Raw genomic sequence first — 15229 nt, forward strand, 5'->3', positions numbered from 1 at the left:
GTTGAAAGGTGACCCAAATGCCCAAGACACAACAACAGTTATTTGATCAAATCGCGGATGCGTTGGATCCAGCTACTGAACGCAGCAAAGAGGAGCGCATGAACCTGTTACTATCAGCTCTCTATGACATGAATGATAACGTAAAAAAGCCTCGGCCTGTTAAACCTGAAGCAATAGATGCTAAAAAACTAGTAGAGGTTATTAATGCTACTGCCGACTTAAATAACGAAGGCATTAATGACGCAAGAAGGGTATTAACAGCTGTGATGGGGAATTTTGAGCTCTATGGATTCAGTCCAAAAATGAGTCCTCTATTTGTAAATAACTTATACAAAAAAGATGCCTTATCAATAATTCCTAAATTCCCAATAGAAGGTGAAAAGGAGACTACTAATGCCATTTTAGTAGACTTTGTTCGATCAAGAGTTAAGTCAAAACTAGAATTTGTTTTTTCTGAGTTTGGGAAAAGTATTATAGACTATTTAAAGACTTTACAAAGTTCATTAACGGGTGAAGGGGTTTCTGAGATACCAGCCCCGGATCCAAAATCAGATGACATTATTGACTACTCAGAAAATTATAGTGGATCTATTCCAAAGAAAGCGAATTCAAAGCTAGAGGAATACCTACAGTATACAGAGCTGTGTTGCAAAACAAATCCATTAATTCAAAATTCTGAAGCAGCTCAGGGTTTTTATAATGAAGGAATCAATTCACGTTGTTTATTCGCTCTTACAAAAATTAAATCCATCATCGAAGACACTGATTGGACATTAGGTAAGTGGGGTAGTAATTCAATGATCGAGGTTAATGGGGGAAAAAAGGAAATACCGAAGCACATGAAGGAAATACACGATAAAATTAAACACGCAGAACAAAATCCAAAAGATGCGCTAAATATGTTAAAAGACATCCATGAGATATCCGAAAGGGCACTTTCAGATAAACCTACAATTTTTAAAAAGTTTAGGGAGCGTAGCCAAGAAACTAGGAGTGCTTATGAAGAAATTGCGAATCAATCAGGAAAAAGATTCGAAATTTAACGTAAAAGGGTATTTAAATGCTTATGATCAGAGTGAGTACCCTTGCTATGCTCGAATTGCGTTCAATAGGTTGTTAATGAGTAATTTTATTTTTGTAAAATGATTGATAAGTTATTCACTTAATATGAATATTTGCTAGAATTAGCGTGATCCATCATAAAAATAATAAGGGAGAGTGAGTATGAAACGTTTAGCGATGGTTGCGGCAGCTAGCCTTTTAGCCATGTTGTTAACCGGTTGTGGTGAAGGCTCTAAGCCAGAAGCTCCAAAAACTGATGATGCTACAGCTACTCAGCAAACTCAAGGCAATGCAACTCAAAATACAGAGAGCAATGCTGGAGAAGAGCAAAAGCCAGCTGAAGGACAAACAGAGAGTCACTAATTCTTTTTTAGATTAATGACCTTTGAGTTAATTAGTCCTAAAAGCCTTGATTCCTGTGCTCTGTGCTTACTCATAGCACTAACCATAATCAAGGCTTTTAGCTTTAAAACGCGATTCAATACTATTTTTGGTCAGGTCAATGAACCAATACATAGAGTTAATCAAAGACATCTCAACTGCTCTTAGTGAGCATCATTGGAAATTAGTGACTGCCGAGTCTTGTACAGGAGGGCTAATATCTACTTGTCTAACCGACATGCCTGGAAGCTCAAATTGGTTTGAGCGCGGATTTGTAACTTACAGCAATGCATCAAAAGAAGAAATGCTTTCTGTTCCCCATGATTTAATGAAGCGCTATGGGGCTGTCAGTGAAGAAGTGGCATTAGCGATGGCTCTCGGAGCAATTGAACACAGCCATGGTGATGTAGCAGTCTCAGTCACTGGAATAGCTGGACCAGATGGAGGTACTCTGGATAAACCAGTTGGAACAGTTTGTTTTTCTTGGGCTCTTCGAGATTTGTCTTCACAGACCGCTAGACAACAATTCAGTGGCAATAGACAAGAAATACGAGCACAAGCCTGTCATTATGCATTAAATGGTGCATTATTCCTTTTAAAAAACAGCTAGCAATTACTTGACTCTTGTTGAGCCATTAAGGTCTTTGCACGCAGCAAAGATGATTGGGCCTGATTTTAGATATATCCTCAAAATACACTCGCCTCATGATTTTGTCCTTAGTTTGTCCTTAGTTAAAGGGTAAAAGTGCTCGTTAACTTTTCCTGTTGCTTTATTGATACAAAATGATTAAAATAAGAGCACTTATTTCAATTAAAGAGAATTTCATGGCTAAGTACTATAAAGCTCCCAAACCAACCTACAGCAATTGGGAATGGTTTAAATTTATTGCAGCACGAACTGTATTCCCACCCATTTTGTTATGGGATTTATTAAAAATGGGTGCGAACAAATGGCTGGGTGGCTATGTTGGACGCATAGTCTTGCCAGCTCAAACGTTGGGTTTTACTGGAGTATCTGAATCCGATCTAGGCCGCTATAACACCAGTAATTACACCTGTGAAAAATACGATGTAGAAACTCATGATGGGGTTCATTTAGACACGGTCCAAATTACTCATCGTTCACAAAAAGACAGAGACCCAAAATTCCAACAATACATCATTAATTTTGTTGGTAATGGGGCGTGTTACAAAGACATCATGGATGAAATGCAACGGGATGCAAACGAGTTGAAGGTAAATGTTATTGGGTTTGATTTGCGTGGAGTTGGCTCAAGTACAGGCCATGCTCAATCAAAGGATGACTTGGTAACAGACGGTATCGCTCAAGTTCAAAGATTGTTAGATGCTGGAGTTTCACCAGAAAATATTACGTTAAAGGCCCATTCGCTTGGTGCTGGTGTTGCTTCCTTGGTTGCGCATCATTTTCTTCAACAGGATATACGTATTAATGTATTCAGTAGTCGGTCATTTAGTTCAATCACTAATTTTGTCGTTGGAGTGATACGTCGGGATTATAATGAGGAATCTCCACGTGGGTCTCTACTAGCCCGAGGTAATAAGGAACCAATAGGTAAACAAATACTGGGTTGGATGCTTAAACCGATCATTAAATTGGCGGTTTCTTTAGTGAATTGGGAAATTAGTGCTGGAGATGCCTTTAAAGAAATTCCTGAAGAATTTAGAGATTATATGGTTGTTCGGTCTAAAAAAGATATCCGTGCTGACCGATTAGATGATCAAGTGATACCTCATTACGCATCGGTGCATGAAGCACTTTCTTCAGAACGTAAGGATAAAAAGGCGGCTATCGATAAGTTAATTAAAGCCGCTGAAAAGAGTCACGATGTTGAAAAGGTATCGCGTTTAAAAGCTGAGAGAAATAGAATCAAAGAATCTCATAAAATGGATACGATTAGCACTGATCGATATGCAGAGGGCCATAATAGTCCTTGGAATGGCCTCAAAAATCGTTTGGGCACAAATGGACATGAATTCTTTAAAGCGTTTTTTCAAAGGGCTGATAAAGATCATGGGGTGCATGAGACACAACAATCAATAAAATACCTATAGGATAATCGCCCTAGAAATAGGGCGAATTCTAATTGCTGAGCATCCATATCTATGTGATAATTTTGGTTTGATCACAACAGTCAATGGATACCATAATGGAAGAGAATAAACAAAAAGCACTATCAGCTGCATTGTCCCAAATTGAGCGTCAATTTGGTAAAGGTTCAGTGATGCGTATGGGGGATAGTACTGTATCACGAGATATTGAAGCAATATCTACTGGCTCATTAGGGCTAGACATCGCTTTAGGTATTGGCGGTTTACCGAAAGGTCGTGTCGTTGAGATTTATGGTCCAGAATCTTCAGGTAAAACCACATTAACCTTGCAAGTGATTGCGGAATGCCAAAAGATGGGTGGTACAGCAGCGTTCATTGATGCTGAACATGCATTAGATCCCAGCTATGCTCAAAAGCTTGGAGTGAATGTCGATGAGCTTTTGGTGTCTCAACCTGACACTGGGGAGCAAGCTTTAGAAATAACGGATATGCTAGTACGCTCTGCCGCTGTTGACGTTGTTATTATTGACTCGGTGGCTGCGTTAACCCCTAAAGCAGAAATTGAAGGAGAGATGGGTGACTCTCATGTCGGTTTACAAGCTCGTCTGATGTCACAGGCTTTACGAAAACTCACTGCCAACATCAAGCGCTCTAATACACTCGTCATATTCATTAACCAAATTCGCATGAAAATTGGCGTGATGTTTGGTAGCCCAGAAACAACAACCGGTGGAAATGCTTTAAAATTCTACGCTTCTGTTCGACTAGATATTCGCCGCATTGGTTCAATTAAGAAAGGTGAAGAAATACTAGGTAGTGAAACACGGGTGAAAGTCGTGAAAAATAAAGTGGCACCTCCGTTCAAAGTCACTGAATTTGATATTCTTTATAATGAGGGAATTTCGAGAGAAAGTGAGATCATTAACTTAGGTGTTCAATTGAACCTGATTGAAAAATCGGGCGCTTGGTATAGCTACAAGCAAGAAAAAATTGGTCAAGGTAAAGACAATGTTCGTGTGTATTTGAAAGATAATCCACAAATTGCTGCTGAACTTGAGCAAAAAATTCGCACGGAGTTGTTGGAAAATAAACTATCCATGCTGACTACTGCAACAGAAGACGCTTTTGAGTCTATCGATGACTAAAGCGTTGGACAGTGCTCTGCGCCTGCTTGCCAGGCGGGAGCATAGTGTGTCTGAGCTGTTAATAAAGTTGGAGCAAAAAGGGCATGTCAAGGATGAGATTCAAAATGCCTTAGATCATTGCCGCAACCATGGTTTGCAAAGCGACACACGTTTTGCTGAAGTGTGTTGTAGGGCAAGAGTTCGTCAAGGATATGGCCCACTCAGAATTAAGCAAGAATTAAAAAGTAAAGGCATTGACGAGGATGTAATTGACTCCGTGTTACAACTCGAGGAGGGCAACTGGGGACAATACGCCTATGAAGCATGGCAGAAGAAATACAAACGCTTTGGAAATCAATCCTTTGAAGACATGCAAAAGCAACAAAGGTTTTTATTATATCGAGGCTTTGACTGGGATATAATTACACAAATGTTTAAAGATAACTTAACTGGTAAGTAGTAACACTATGAAAAGTTCTGAAATTAGAAATGCATTTCTTGAATATTTTGCACAACGCGGTCATCAGAAAGTGGACTCTAGTTCGCTAATTCCTGGAAACGACCCAACTTTATTGTTTACCAATGCAGGAATGGTGCAATTCAAAGACGTGTTTTTGGGGGTGGAAAGCCGGCCCTACCAGCGAGCAGTGACTGCTCAGCGTTGTGTTCGTGCTGGTGGTAAGCATAATGATTTAGAAAATGTGGGATACACCGCCAGACACCATACTTTTTTTGAGATGCTTGGTAATTTTAGCTTTGGTGATTATTTTAAACGAGAGGCTATTCAATTTGCCTGGACCTTTTTAACAGAAGTATTGCATTTTCCAGAAGAGCGCTTATGGGTCACAGTCTATAAGGACGACAAAGAGGCAGAGGACATTTGGTTGAAGGAGATGAAAGTGTCTCCTGAGCGTTTTTCGCGTTGTGGTGAAAAGGATAACTTTTGGTCTATGGGGGATACAGGACCTTGCGGGCCATGTACTGAAATATTCTATGATCATGGACCTGACATTGCAGGCGGCCCTCCTGGAAGTCCAGATGAGGACGGCGATAGATACATCGAGATTTGGAATCTTGTGTTCATGCAGTTTAATAGAGATAAAGCGGGTCATTTACACCCCTTGCCTAAGCCATCAGTAGATACTGGTATGGGGCTGGAACGTTTAGCCGCCGTTGTTCAAGGGGTGCATAGCAACTATGAGATCGATAGCTTTCAACACTTAATTAAGGCCATTGCTGCTTTAGGAAAAGACATTGATCTAAAACAAAATTCTTTAAAAGTGATTGCTGACCATATTCGCTCATGCGCCTTTTTAATTGCAGATGGCGTCTTGCCTAGTAACGAAGGAAGGGGATATGTCCTAAGACGAATCATTCGAAGAGCAGTCAGGCATGGCAATAAGCTTGGATTACCTACTCCGTTTTTTTGCAACTTAGTTCAACCGTTGATTGACGTCATGGGAGACGCTTATCCCGAGCTCATTCAATCCAAAGACCATATTGAGAAAATATTAGTCCAGGAAGAAAATCAGTTTGCCAAGACTCTAGAGCAAGGATTACGTTTGTTACAAGAGCAGATTCACACTATGGGTGGCAAACATCTATCTGGGCAGGTGGCTTTTAAGCTCTATGACACCTATGGATTTCCAATTGATTTAACAGCAGACATCGTTCGTGAACAAGGACTGCATGTGGATATGGATGGTTTTAATCAGCTCATGCAGCAACAAAGAGAGTTGTCTCAGGCAGCAAGCCAGTTTAATACCGATTACCATGAGATCTCACAACTTGATCACCAATCTGAATTTCATGGCTATGAAAAGAACTCCATGACGGCAAAAATAATCAGCTTGCTTCAAGGAAACAAAGAAGTCAGTGCGTTAAAACAGGGTGTAAAGGCAGCAGTAGTTTTAGATCATACCCCTTTTTATGCTGAAAGTGGGGGACAAGTTGGTGATAGAGGAACTTTGAGTGGCAATGGCTTTGAGTTTAGAGTAGATGATACCCAGAAAGTGGGGCAAGCAGTTGTGCATTATGGCGAAGTGGTTTCAGGAGCACTGACAAGTCATGTGGATGTCCAGGCTCAAATTGACTTACCGCGCAGAGAAGCAATACGTTTAAATCATACTGCGACCCACTTGTTGCATGCCGCATTAAAACAAGTCGTCGGCCAACATGTCCAACAAAAGGGATCTTTAGTAGATGCTGAACGGGCTCGGTTTGATTTTTCTCATTTTGAAAGTTTAAATGCTCAACAAATTCAGCAAATAGAAGAGATGGTTAATCAACAAATCCGCATGAATAACGAAGTCACTACCCAGGTGATGGATATAGAAGCAGCAAAACAAAGCGGAGCTGTAGCACTGTTTGGTGAAAAATACGCTGAAGATGTCCGTGTGCTATCAATAGGAGGGTTCTCCAAAGAATTATGTGGTGGAACTCATGCGAGACGGACTGGTGATATTGGGATGTTCAAAATAACTTCGGAATCAGGGATTGCGAGCGGTGTAAGGCGTATTGAAATGGTAACTGGTCAACACGCTTTGAATTGGGTAAATGAGCAACAAAAACTTCTTTCGGACATGGCGGGTGCATTAAAAACAACGCCTAATCTTTTATTCGAAAAACTAACTCAACTCATCGCTGACAATAAAAATCAAGAAAAGACCATTGCTAAATTACTCGCTGAGAAAGCTCAAAAATCCGGAGCGGATATTCTTAATGAAGCAGAAGACATCAACGGTGTGCACTTTCTAGTGAAACAAATGGATGGTATGGATAACCAAACTCTGCGTAACACGATGGATCAATTAAAATCACGCTTAGAATCAGCAGTCATCGTTTTATTCACCTGTGAACAGAATAAGATGAATGTCATTGCAGGAGTTAGTAAAAATCTAATTGGCAAGGTTCCAAGTGCCGCAGAATTTGTTAAACACTTGTGCGGAAAAGGTGGGGGGCGCGATGATATGGCTCAAGGAGGAGGTGAGGCACCTTCTAACCTTGATCAGAAGCTGCGTGAAATTAGAGATATGTTGAAATAACATTTCCGCTCCCTTACGGTCGCGGCTCGGTTTTCTTGCATGGATCCAACAGGCCGCGACCGTAAGGGAGTGGATTAAGTGGACCTTACAAGAGAGGTTAGGGGACGGACCCTGAGGGATCGACACCTATTATAGTGTCCCAACTAATCTCTTCTCTGATGGTCAGTAAGCGTAGGTCCGGTGCTTCGCCTAATGGCCCTGCCTTAAGCAGCGTCATTCGTGAAAGCGGATAGTTCCATATCCGCTTGCTGACGCGCGCGGCTCGGTTCACTCCCTGCTGTGACTAGGATTTGATTCAGACAGCAAAGAAGGAGCCGAGCCGCGCGCGTCAGCAAGCGGACCGATGCGGGTCGTATAGAAGAACCTAATGATACCGCTTAAGGCATTGCCATTAGGCGAAGCACCGGACCTTTGGTATACATGCCCCATTTTAAAAAGTGAGACGACTCCTCAGGGACGGATCCCAGTGGGGTCCGTTCACGCGCCCTTAAAAACGGGTAAAAATACTATGAAATTATATCGCTCCCATCCGTTTATAAATGAAAAAGGGAAGGTGGGTAATTACAGCCGCAATCCATTTCCAAAATTTCGGAAAATAAATGAAAGCTTTGCCTTTAGATACTGCTTTCCAGCAAGCTAATGCACATTCAGATGGAGGTGCTGCGTAGAAAATACCGGGTAAGCCATACGTTTGCTTTGTATCAATGTATCCAAGTCGAGCAATCGTTATCACCTGCGTATTGCTGGTTTTTTGTTGCAACCCCTGCAAATACACTTCAACTGCAGCTTTACTTGCTCCATAAAGGCTATTTTTTGCTCTTCCACGACAAGCAGCAACGGAACTTAAATAGACTAGTTTGTGTTGGCTTTGAGGTAGCTTTAAATAATGATCAATAATTTGTACTGTTGAAGCAATATTGACAGTCAGTAAACGATTGATTGAGTGTGAATTCAAATGATCGTTACTAGTAAAGTCACTGTGAGCAATAAACAGATCAATTTCAGAGTTTTTTGACCTAAGAACATCGATGAAGCCATTTTCATCCTTTGTCAAATCTTGTACTAGTCCATCACAAGCAACTTTAAAGCGTATCTGTATATCCTTGGCGATCAGATCCAACTGTTCTTTATTCCTTCCAACCAAGCGCAGTGAACAACCAGCTTGAGCAGCCAGATGAGCGAATTGTTCTGCAATGACAGAGCTTGCTCCTAAAATAATCCAAGTTCTATCTGTCATGGTTAATTCCTACTCTTTCAGCCAGATCGGAATGCATATTGCAACGATAATGCTTAAGGGTTTGTTCAAATTGCTCATGTGTATTGTACATGGAGCGAAATTGATCTGGATTCAGAAGAAGGTCTTTGGCTAAATACACACGGCCATTAATGTCTGTGATGAATTGATTCATGTGCATGATTGCTTGTTTAGCCTGCTGATTATGAACAAAGTCAATAGCGATGGTAAATCCAGGTTGACAAAATGACAATAACCCATTTCCAGATTGAATAAAAAGTTTAAGAACAGCCAGGGTAGGGATGGCTTTATGTTCTCTGATAATATGAATGAGCTGTTCTATGATTTCAGTAGCACGATTTTGATCAAATAAGGCTTGGAATTGAATTAAACCCTTTGGACCATAGAGCCTATTCCACCCATCCACAGAATCAAGAGGATTGTTAAAATGAATAAACCCTTGCTGTTCATTTTGCTTTTTGGACACAAAGTATAGTTTGTTAAACAGTAACATATTCCATTTATAAATCATGCGAAATGGGAATCGAATAGCACGGTAATGTTTAGAATCTTCCTTAACTACTTCAGAGCTATGATTGGCCATGCAATGGATAGATCTTGGAACTGGGTTAAGCAAATCAAGCCATGCTACTTGATAATCATGGTTTAAACCATAACTAGACATGTTTTGAGTTAATTCTTGAATCGATTCGAACGTTTTATTTTCAATGCTTACCGATCTTGAAGCGTGTTTCATTTGCAGAGCTACTTGGGTAATAATTCCTGTTAGCCCTAAGCCTCCAACAGTTGCATAAAACAAATCACTGTGTTCGTATGGGCTGCAGCGTATAAGCTTGTTAGCTACAATGATTTCCAGCCAGAGCACATGCCTTCCAAAAGAAGCTTCACGATGATTATTTTTTCCATGCACATCATGGGCAATGCAGCCAGCAACTGTGGCATGGATAGTGCCTGGGACTACTGGGGGAATGAAATCTTGATGCAATAAAAACAAGTCTAAAAGAGGCATTCCACCTTGACATACTACAACCCCAGTATGTTCATCAAAATGGATGAAATGATTCAAAAATTGAGTATCTATCACCAAATGGTCGGTATTAAAGCAGCTGTCACTGTAACTTAATCCAGCTCCTCTGGCGAGAATCGCCTTTGGCCTTTCGCTTTTTAAATAATCGAGTAATTCTTTCTCTGTGTTAGGACGAATGCAAAAAGATTCACTGTACATTGCACGAGTGAAATTACCTAGAATGCTTTTTTTGCTGCGCATAAGCCATTATATGGAAAAGATGATTAAAGAGTTTCGCATGAATTTTCGATTTAGGAAACAGGAATATCTCTCAATTGCTGACTATAATAAATACAAGAAAGCATGACAGGGGTTTCTATGAGAAACTTAAGTGTAACCAGTAGCCTATTAATAGCTTTTCTATTTTCTTTCCAATTGTTCGCTGTGGATAATCCTGATCTTGATCAAGATGTTGATCAATTAAATCAAGAGGAATGTACAAACCAAGCTTATCAACAATGTCTAGATGATGTTTGTTTAACGTCAGATTCCACTGATTGCACACAACAATGTCAAAGCTTAGCTAATGATAAATGCCAGCAGCAACAAGATGAATAGGGCATATCTTACAAAAATGACTTCCTTTAGTACAAAGAGTCCATATTTGCTCACTTACAGGACTTCGTCTTTAAAAGTCCTTTCTTGGTGTTTTCGTAAATCAAGCAGAATCTACCTGGTTTTAAATTTAAATAAGCACTTCTCTGAGTAGTCCTCGGAATTATCTTCTGTGTCTTCCTCTGAGTTCGCTTCTGCGCTGTATGCAGGGGTGTGATCTGAGTCGCACAGTTTTATGCAATTTTCATGAACTAATTTGTGATTGATTTCAGAAGACTCAACCTTATCAATAAGCGTTTGTAATGCCTGGCGCATTTCTTTGTAACCTATTCGCTTTGTGGGATCAACACGAGTCATATTTTGCAAGGATACTTTTAGGTCATTTTGAAATTCTTTTGGCATATCCACGCAATGAAAGAGATCAATAAATTCTTCGCAACTATGATAAGAATAAGCTTCATCAATGGTGCATTCATCTGAATTAAAGGAGTCTATAGATCGGTCTCCCCATAATTCTGCGAGTGTTTTCCCCATGGAAAACCAGTCAATTTTTCGAGTTACAACATAGGAGTCAACATACTCGGGGGCGATGTAATACCAATTTCCTTGTAAAACCTCAACAGAACCTTTTTTACAAGTAAAACCAAAATCAATTAGAGTCACTTCTAAATTCTCAAGATCAACAATGATATTATCCGGTTTAATGTCTCGATGTATCCACCCTTGTTTGTGGAGATTATGGAGAGCTGTAATTAAATTGATGCTTAATTTTAGTAATTTGAGCAAGGATAGTTTTGTTTTCCCCTTCTGTATTGAAGAAATTAAATCATCTAAAGGAATTCCATGAGCTTTCGTCATCCTTAAAAAACCATAATTAGAGTTAAATAAAGAGGGTTTGCATCTAATTTTGTTGCTGCATAAATTGATTTGTTTCTCCTCAGCAATAACATCTAAATGAGCGGAGTGCTTTAGGTTAACTTGTTTTACAACCTTTTCTTTATCTGGTGTACGCACTTTAAAGTGCATATTCTTTTCGGTGTGGAGTACTCCAAGGCTGTCGTATAGACTCCCGTAAGAACCAGACCCAAGTTTCTTACCCAGTACTTCAACACGTTTATACTCTGGATTATGTTTGCAGAACCCCTTAACAAGATGATGAGTTAAAAAAATCTCAACAGTATCCGTTTTCATAAAGCTACGTTTTACTTTGTAACGACCAGGTTCGAAATAAATCTCTTGCGAAGTATAGAGAAGCCTTTTTAGTAAGAGTTTAGTTTCTGCACTAAGGTTTGTTGGGTCAATAGTTATAGTCATAGGTTTTCCTAACCTGAATTAGATGGATTCAAAAACTTACAAATAACACCCAATAACTAGTTTGATCTTTGAATTTAAAAAAGATCTGGTTTTAAAAGTTGAATGAATATTTAGATCTTGTCAAGCGATGAGGGGTTGGGAATACCCTCTGACTTTTACGTCAATTGTTTGACGGCCAACTATAGAGTATTGTCAATTTTAATCAAGCATTATCCACTTTATTCTCCTCAGCTACTTGTTGCCTTCAGAACGATGAGAATCACTACATTGACTATCTATACGATCATGGCTCGGAAACATAGGGATACGTTATCAAAATGAGTGAAAATAAAGCATAGAACAGTATTCTCAAATTTTAATTTAACTCATTGAATACAATAATAAAATTTCAAATGGCATGGGCCTTGCATGACAAAGTAATGAAGATGTATTGGTGGAGTACTGACTACTCTAGAAGTCGGGAAAAGCATTAAGGTGCGGGTGAAATAATCATGCCAGAAAAAGACGTACTTTCACAAGAAGAGATCGATGCACTGTTAGACTCCGTTGATGACACCATTGATGATGAAGAGTCTCAAGAAACGGCTACCGAAGCAACCGCTGAAAAACCAGCACGTAAAAAGGGAAAACAAGCGACTAAAGCTGAGGCCGACGAAGAGGCTGGTCCAGAGTCGCAGACGGATTCTGGAGCATCAACAAACGAAGAGGCTGTTAAAACCCTAAGTTTTACCGGTCAGGAACGTATTGTTAAAGGCCAATTACCGGTACTTGATAAAATATATGATCGCGCAGTTCGGCTCTTTGCAGCGGACATTTATCACCTCACAGCGAATGATTTTGAAATCAAGCAAGACCCTTTGTTGATTACTAAACACAAAGATTTTATGAAAAGCTTACCTAACCCGAGTTTGATGGGTATATACAAGTTCAAGCCATTACGTGGAAAAGGAATCATCTTATTTGATAGTACGTTTGTGTATGACTTGGTTGATTACTATTTTGGTGGAACAAGCCAGTTTGGTGCGCAAAAAGATAAAACTGACTTTACTGCTACTGAATTGAGAGTGATGGAGGTTGTGGCCAAAAAATTGGTTGGCGACTTGATGCAAGCATGGGAGCCCATTATTAAATTGGATGTAACGAAGTTCAATGATGAAACCAACCCTCAGTTGGTCAATATCGCAGATCCCGAAGAAATGGTATTAGTAGCGCGCTTTTCCTTAAATTTTGGTAAGGACACAGGGACTTTTTATTTCATATTACCTTACTCCATGTTAGAGCCTATTAAACAACAATTAGAGTTGGGTGCATCACGACCAGATGATGAAATTGATCCTAACTGGATTAAGTCATTAAAAGAGGAATTAATGGATGTAGAGGTGGTTGTTAGTTCAGTGATGGCCGAGTCTGAAAGCAGTTTAGGGAAAGTAATGGAGTGGAAAGTCGGAGACTTTATTCCATTGGATAAAAAAGAAGTGGTGACCATGTACATTGAGGGTACTCCGGCCTACACCGCGACAATGGGAAGCATAAACGATAAAAGAGCCTTAAAAATTATTCGAATAATCAATTATTAGGGGAAGAGCATGACTGAAGTTAATGAAACGCTTATGGAGCAACCAGGTCAAGAAAATACAATTTCTCAACAAGCACCAACTGAAAAGATGGAATTAATTTTGGATATTCCTGTATCAGTTACAGTTGAAATTGGTCGAACGAAAATGAGTATTCGCAATTTGCTGCAATTAAACCAAGGCGGTATCGTTGCTTTAGATCGTCTAGCAGGTGATCCATTGGACGTGCTTGTCAATGGTACTTTGGTAGCTCATGGTGAGGTTGTGGTTGTAAATGATAAATTTGGGGTGCGTCTCACGGATATTGTGAGCAAGGCCGAACGTATTAAACGTTTAAAAGAGCAATAAAATGCAATACCTTATTTCATGTGCTTTCATGCTCATCAGCCAATCGTTGTGGGCAGCCGATACTTCAACTTTAAATGGTATTAATCATGCTGAAATGTTGCGCATGGTTTTCGGTTTGATGGTTGTTTTGGTAGTGATTTTAGCCTTGTCATGGATAGTAAAGCGCATGAACGGGGTAGCATTTTCCTCCACAAAAGGGTTTCAATACCTAGGTGGAATGGTAGTCGGCCCAAAAGAAAAAGTAATGTTGTTAAAAGCAGGAACTAGGTATTTGCTAATCGGTATTGGGTCAGCTTCCATTACCCTGCTACACGACTTTGGCGAAGCGCTCCCTGAGGGATTTGATGCTGAGAATAAATCAATTTTTGCAGACGTATTGAAATCAGCAATAGGGAAGAAAAAATGAAAGCCAAAAGCTTAGCTTTGTTTTTTTTAATGGTAGCGAGTTTACCAATTATAGGACACGCTGATTCATTGTCTTTGCCAGCTATTACGATGCAGCCTGGAACAAATGGCTCACAATCGTACAGTGTCAATTTGCAAATCCTTATTTTTATGACCATCTTGACGGTCTTGCCTGGGGTCTTGATGGCAATGACCTCATTTACAAGGATTATTATTGTACTGTCTATTTTGCGACAAGCGATAGGAATGGCACAAACACCTACAAACCAAATATTGATTGGTATTTCATTGTTTATGACCTATTTTGTTATGGCACCTGTATTTAGTCAAATGAACGAGTCAGCTATACAACCCTATATGGCAGAGAAAATAAGTTTTCAACAAGCTCTAACTGGTGCACAAAAACCACTTCGTGAATTCATGCTTAATCAAACGAGGAAAAATGATTTGGCTCTCTTTGAAAAAATGGCAAATAGTGCACCAAAAACCATTGATGAGGTACCTATGAGTGTGATAATTCCTGCATTTATCACCAGTGAACTAAAAACAGCCTTTCAAATAGGATTTATTTTATTTCTTCCTTTTTTAATCATTGACTTGGTAGTCTCTAGCGTTCTGATGGCAATGGGTATGATGATGTTGTCTCCATTGATTATTTCTTTGCCTTTTAAAATTATGTTATTCGTTATGGTTGACGGTTGGACATTAGTGCTTGGCTCATTGGCTTCAAGTTTTGCACTGACCTAGGGGGCTTTATGAATCCAGATTCAGTTGTCTCATTATTTAGTGAAAGTGTGTACCTCATATTGTTGTTATTGATGGTGTTGATATTGCCCGGACTAGTCGTCGGTTTGATTGTTTCTATGTTTCAGGCAGCCACACAAATCAATGAGTCGAGCTTGAGTTTTATCCCTAAATTGTTTGTGACCTTCTTAGTCCTTGTGTTTGCGGGTCCTTGGTTATTAAAAACCTTGGTCAATTATACGGATTCACTGATTACTAATATCCCTTATTTGATTGGATAGGGACAT

General features: G+C 39.7%; 16 protein-coding genes. 13 read left to right on the forward strand and 3 right to left on the reverse strand.

What is annotated here, in order from left to right; genetic code table 11:
- Positions 1 to 17: 17 nt before the first annotated feature.
- From Lwal_RS08935 to alaS, 7 genes are all read left to right on the forward strand, one after another.
- Complete coding sequence (locus Lwal_RS08935; RefSeq protein ID WP_058480457.1) at positions 18 to 1043, forward strand: hypothetical protein; 1026 nt, start codon at positions 18 to 20, stop codon at positions 1041 to 1043.
- Between the two features lie 181 nt (positions 1044 to 1224).
- A complete protein-coding gene (locus tag Lwal_RS08940) occupies positions 1225 to 1425 on the forward strand; it encodes a hypothetical protein (protein ID WP_058480458.1) in 201 nt (66 codons plus the stop codon).
- Between the two features lie 139 nt (positions 1426 to 1564).
- Positions 1565 to 2053 carry a CinA family protein gene (locus Lwal_RS08945; protein ID WP_058480459.1) on the forward strand — a complete coding sequence of 163 codons (489 nt, stop codon included), beginning with the start codon at positions 1565 to 1567 and terminating at the stop codon, positions 2051 to 2053.
- Positions 2054 to 2268: 215 nt separating this feature from the next.
- Positions 2269 to 3516 (forward strand): alpha/beta hydrolase family protein, encoded by a 1248-nt coding sequence (locus Lwal_RS08950; protein ID WP_058480460.1) that lies wholly within the window; start codon positions 2269 to 2271, stop codon positions 3514 to 3516.
- Positions 3517 to 3611: 95 nt separating this feature from the next.
- Entirely contained in the window at positions 3612 to 4658 is a 1047-nt protein-coding gene (gene recA / locus Lwal_RS08955) for a recombinase RecA (RefSeq protein ID WP_058480461.1), read from the forward strand.
- Positions 4651 to 5097, forward strand: a complete 447-nt coding sequence (gene recX / locus Lwal_RS08960; protein WP_058480462.1) for a recombination regulator RecX — start codon at positions 4651 to 4653, stop codon at positions 5095 to 5097. The genes recA and recX overlap by 8 nt, the downstream gene beginning before the upstream one ends.
- 7 nt (positions 5098 to 5104) lie before the next feature.
- Complete coding sequence (alaS, locus tag Lwal_RS08965) at positions 5105 to 7681, forward strand: alanine--tRNA ligase (RefSeq protein WP_058480463.1); 2577 nt, start codon at positions 5105 to 5107, stop codon at positions 7679 to 7681.
- Between the two features lie 514 nt (positions 7682 to 8195).
- Here the strand turns inward: alaS and Lwal_RS08970 are convergent.
- Together Lwal_RS08970 and Lwal_RS08975 are read right to left on the reverse strand one after the other, a co-directional pair.
- Entirely contained in the window at positions 8196 to 8918 is a 723-nt protein-coding gene (locus Lwal_RS08970; protein ID WP_058480464.1) for an SDR family NAD(P)-dependent oxidoreductase, read from the reverse strand.
- Complete coding sequence (locus Lwal_RS08975; RefSeq protein WP_058480465.1) at positions 8908 to 10203, reverse strand: FAD-binding oxidoreductase; 1296 nt, start codon at positions 10201 to 10203, stop codon at positions 8908 to 8910. The genes Lwal_RS08970 and Lwal_RS08975 overlap by 11 nt, the downstream gene beginning before the upstream one ends.
- A gap of 117 nt (positions 10204 to 10320) precedes the next feature.
- Here Lwal_RS08975 and Lwal_RS08980 point away from each other — a divergent pair, with 117 nt between their 5' ends.
- A complete protein-coding gene (locus Lwal_RS08980; protein WP_058480466.1) occupies positions 10321 to 10560 on the forward strand; it encodes a hypothetical protein in 240 nt (79 codons plus the stop codon).
- Positions 10561 to 10671: 111 nt separating this feature from the next.
- Here the strand turns inward: Lwal_RS08980 and Lwal_RS08985 are convergent, their stop codons facing one another.
- Positions 10672 to 11871 carry a protein kinase domain-containing protein gene (locus Lwal_RS08985; protein WP_058480467.1) on the reverse strand — a complete coding sequence of 400 codons (1200 nt, stop codon included), beginning with the start codon at positions 11869 to 11871 and terminating at the stop codon, positions 10672 to 10674.
- Between the two features lie 491 nt (positions 11872 to 12362).
- Between Lwal_RS08985 and fliM the strand changes: the two genes are divergently transcribed.
- The 5 genes from fliM to fliQ are packed head-to-tail and all read left to right on the forward strand — an operon-like array spanning position 12363 to position 15223.
- Positions 12363 to 13448 (forward strand): flagellar motor switch protein FliM, encoded by a 1086-nt coding sequence (gene fliM / locus Lwal_RS08990; RefSeq protein ID WP_058480468.1) that lies wholly within the window; start codon positions 12363 to 12365, stop codon positions 13446 to 13448.
- Positions 13449 to 13457: 9 nt separating this feature from the next.
- Positions 13458 to 13793, forward strand: a complete 336-nt coding sequence (gene fliN, locus Lwal_RS08995; protein WP_058480469.1) for a flagellar motor switch protein FliN — start codon at positions 13458 to 13460, stop codon at positions 13791 to 13793.
- 1 nt (position 13794) lies between these two features.
- Entirely contained in the window at positions 13795 to 14199 is a 405-nt protein-coding gene (gene fliO, locus Lwal_RS09000) for a flagellar biosynthetic protein FliO (protein WP_095197556.1), read from the forward strand.
- Positions 14196 to 14945, forward strand: a complete 750-nt coding sequence (fliP, locus tag Lwal_RS09005) for a flagellar type III secretion system pore protein FliP (protein WP_058480470.1) — start codon at positions 14196 to 14198, stop codon at positions 14943 to 14945. Before fliO ends, fliP begins: the two co-directional genes overlap by 4 nt.
- Positions 14946 to 14953: 8 nt before the next feature.
- Positions 14954 to 15223 (forward strand): flagellar biosynthesis protein FliQ, encoded by a 270-nt coding sequence (gene fliQ / locus Lwal_RS09010; protein WP_058480471.1) that lies wholly within the window; start codon positions 14954 to 14956, stop codon positions 15221 to 15223.
- Positions 15224 to 15229: the final 6 nt, after the last annotated feature.

The organism is Legionella waltersii (assembly GCF_001468085.1).
GTDB lineage: Bacteria > Pseudomonadota > Gammaproteobacteria > Legionellales > Legionellaceae > Legionella > Legionella waltersii.

Coding starts and splice junctions, on each gene's coding strand:
- Lwal_RS08935 (WP_058480457.1), top strand. CDS start 18: ATGCCCAAGACACAACAACAGTTATTTGATCAAATCGCGGATGCGTTG.
- Lwal_RS08940 (WP_058480458.1), top strand. CDS start 1,225: ATGAAACGTTTAGCGATGGTTGCGGCAGCTAGCCTTTTAGCCATGTTG.
- Lwal_RS08945 (WP_058480459.1), top strand. CDS start 1,565: ATGAACCAATACATAGAGTTAATCAAAGACATCTCAACTGCTCTTAGT.
- Lwal_RS08950 (WP_058480460.1), top strand. CDS start 2,269: ATGGCTAAGTACTATAAAGCTCCCAAACCAACCTACAGCAATTGGGAA.
- recA (WP_058480461.1), top strand. CDS start 3,612: ATGGAAGAGAATAAACAAAAAGCACTATCAGCTGCATTGTCCCAAATT.
- recX (WP_058480462.1), top strand. CDS start 4,651: ATGACTAAAGCGTTGGACAGTGCTCTGCGCCTGCTTGCCAGGCGGGAG.
- alaS (WP_058480463.1), top strand. CDS start 5,105: ATGAAAAGTTCTGAAATTAGAAATGCATTTCTTGAATATTTTGCACAA.
- Lwal_RS08970 (WP_058480464.1), bottom strand. CDS start 8,918: ATGACAGATAGAACTTGGATTATTTTAGGAGCAAGCTCTGTCATTGCA.
- Lwal_RS08975 (WP_058480465.1), bottom strand. CDS start 10,203: ATGCGCAGCAAAAAAAGCATTCTAGGTAATTTCACTCGTGCAATGTAC.
- Lwal_RS08980 (WP_058480466.1), top strand. CDS start 10,321: ATGAGAAACTTAAGTGTAACCAGTAGCCTATTAATAGCTTTTCTATTT.
- Lwal_RS08985 (WP_058480467.1), bottom strand. CDS start 11,871: ATGACTATAACTATTGACCCAACAAACCTTAGTGCAGAAACTAAACTC.
- fliM (WP_058480468.1), top strand. CDS start 12,363: ATGCCAGAAAAAGACGTACTTTCACAAGAAGAGATCGATGCACTGTTA.
- fliN (WP_058480469.1), top strand. CDS start 13,458: ATGACTGAAGTTAATGAAACGCTTATGGAGCAACCAGGTCAAGAAAAT.
- fliO (WP_095197556.1), top strand. CDS start 13,795: ATGCAATACCTTATTTCATGTGCTTTCATGCTCATCAGCCAATCGTTG.
- fliP (WP_058480470.1), top strand. CDS start 14,196: ATGAAAGCCAAAAGCTTAGCTTTGTTTTTTTTAATGGTAGCGAGTTTA.
- fliQ (WP_058480471.1), top strand. CDS start 14,954: ATGAATCCAGATTCAGTTGTCTCATTATTTAGTGAAAGTGTGTACCTC.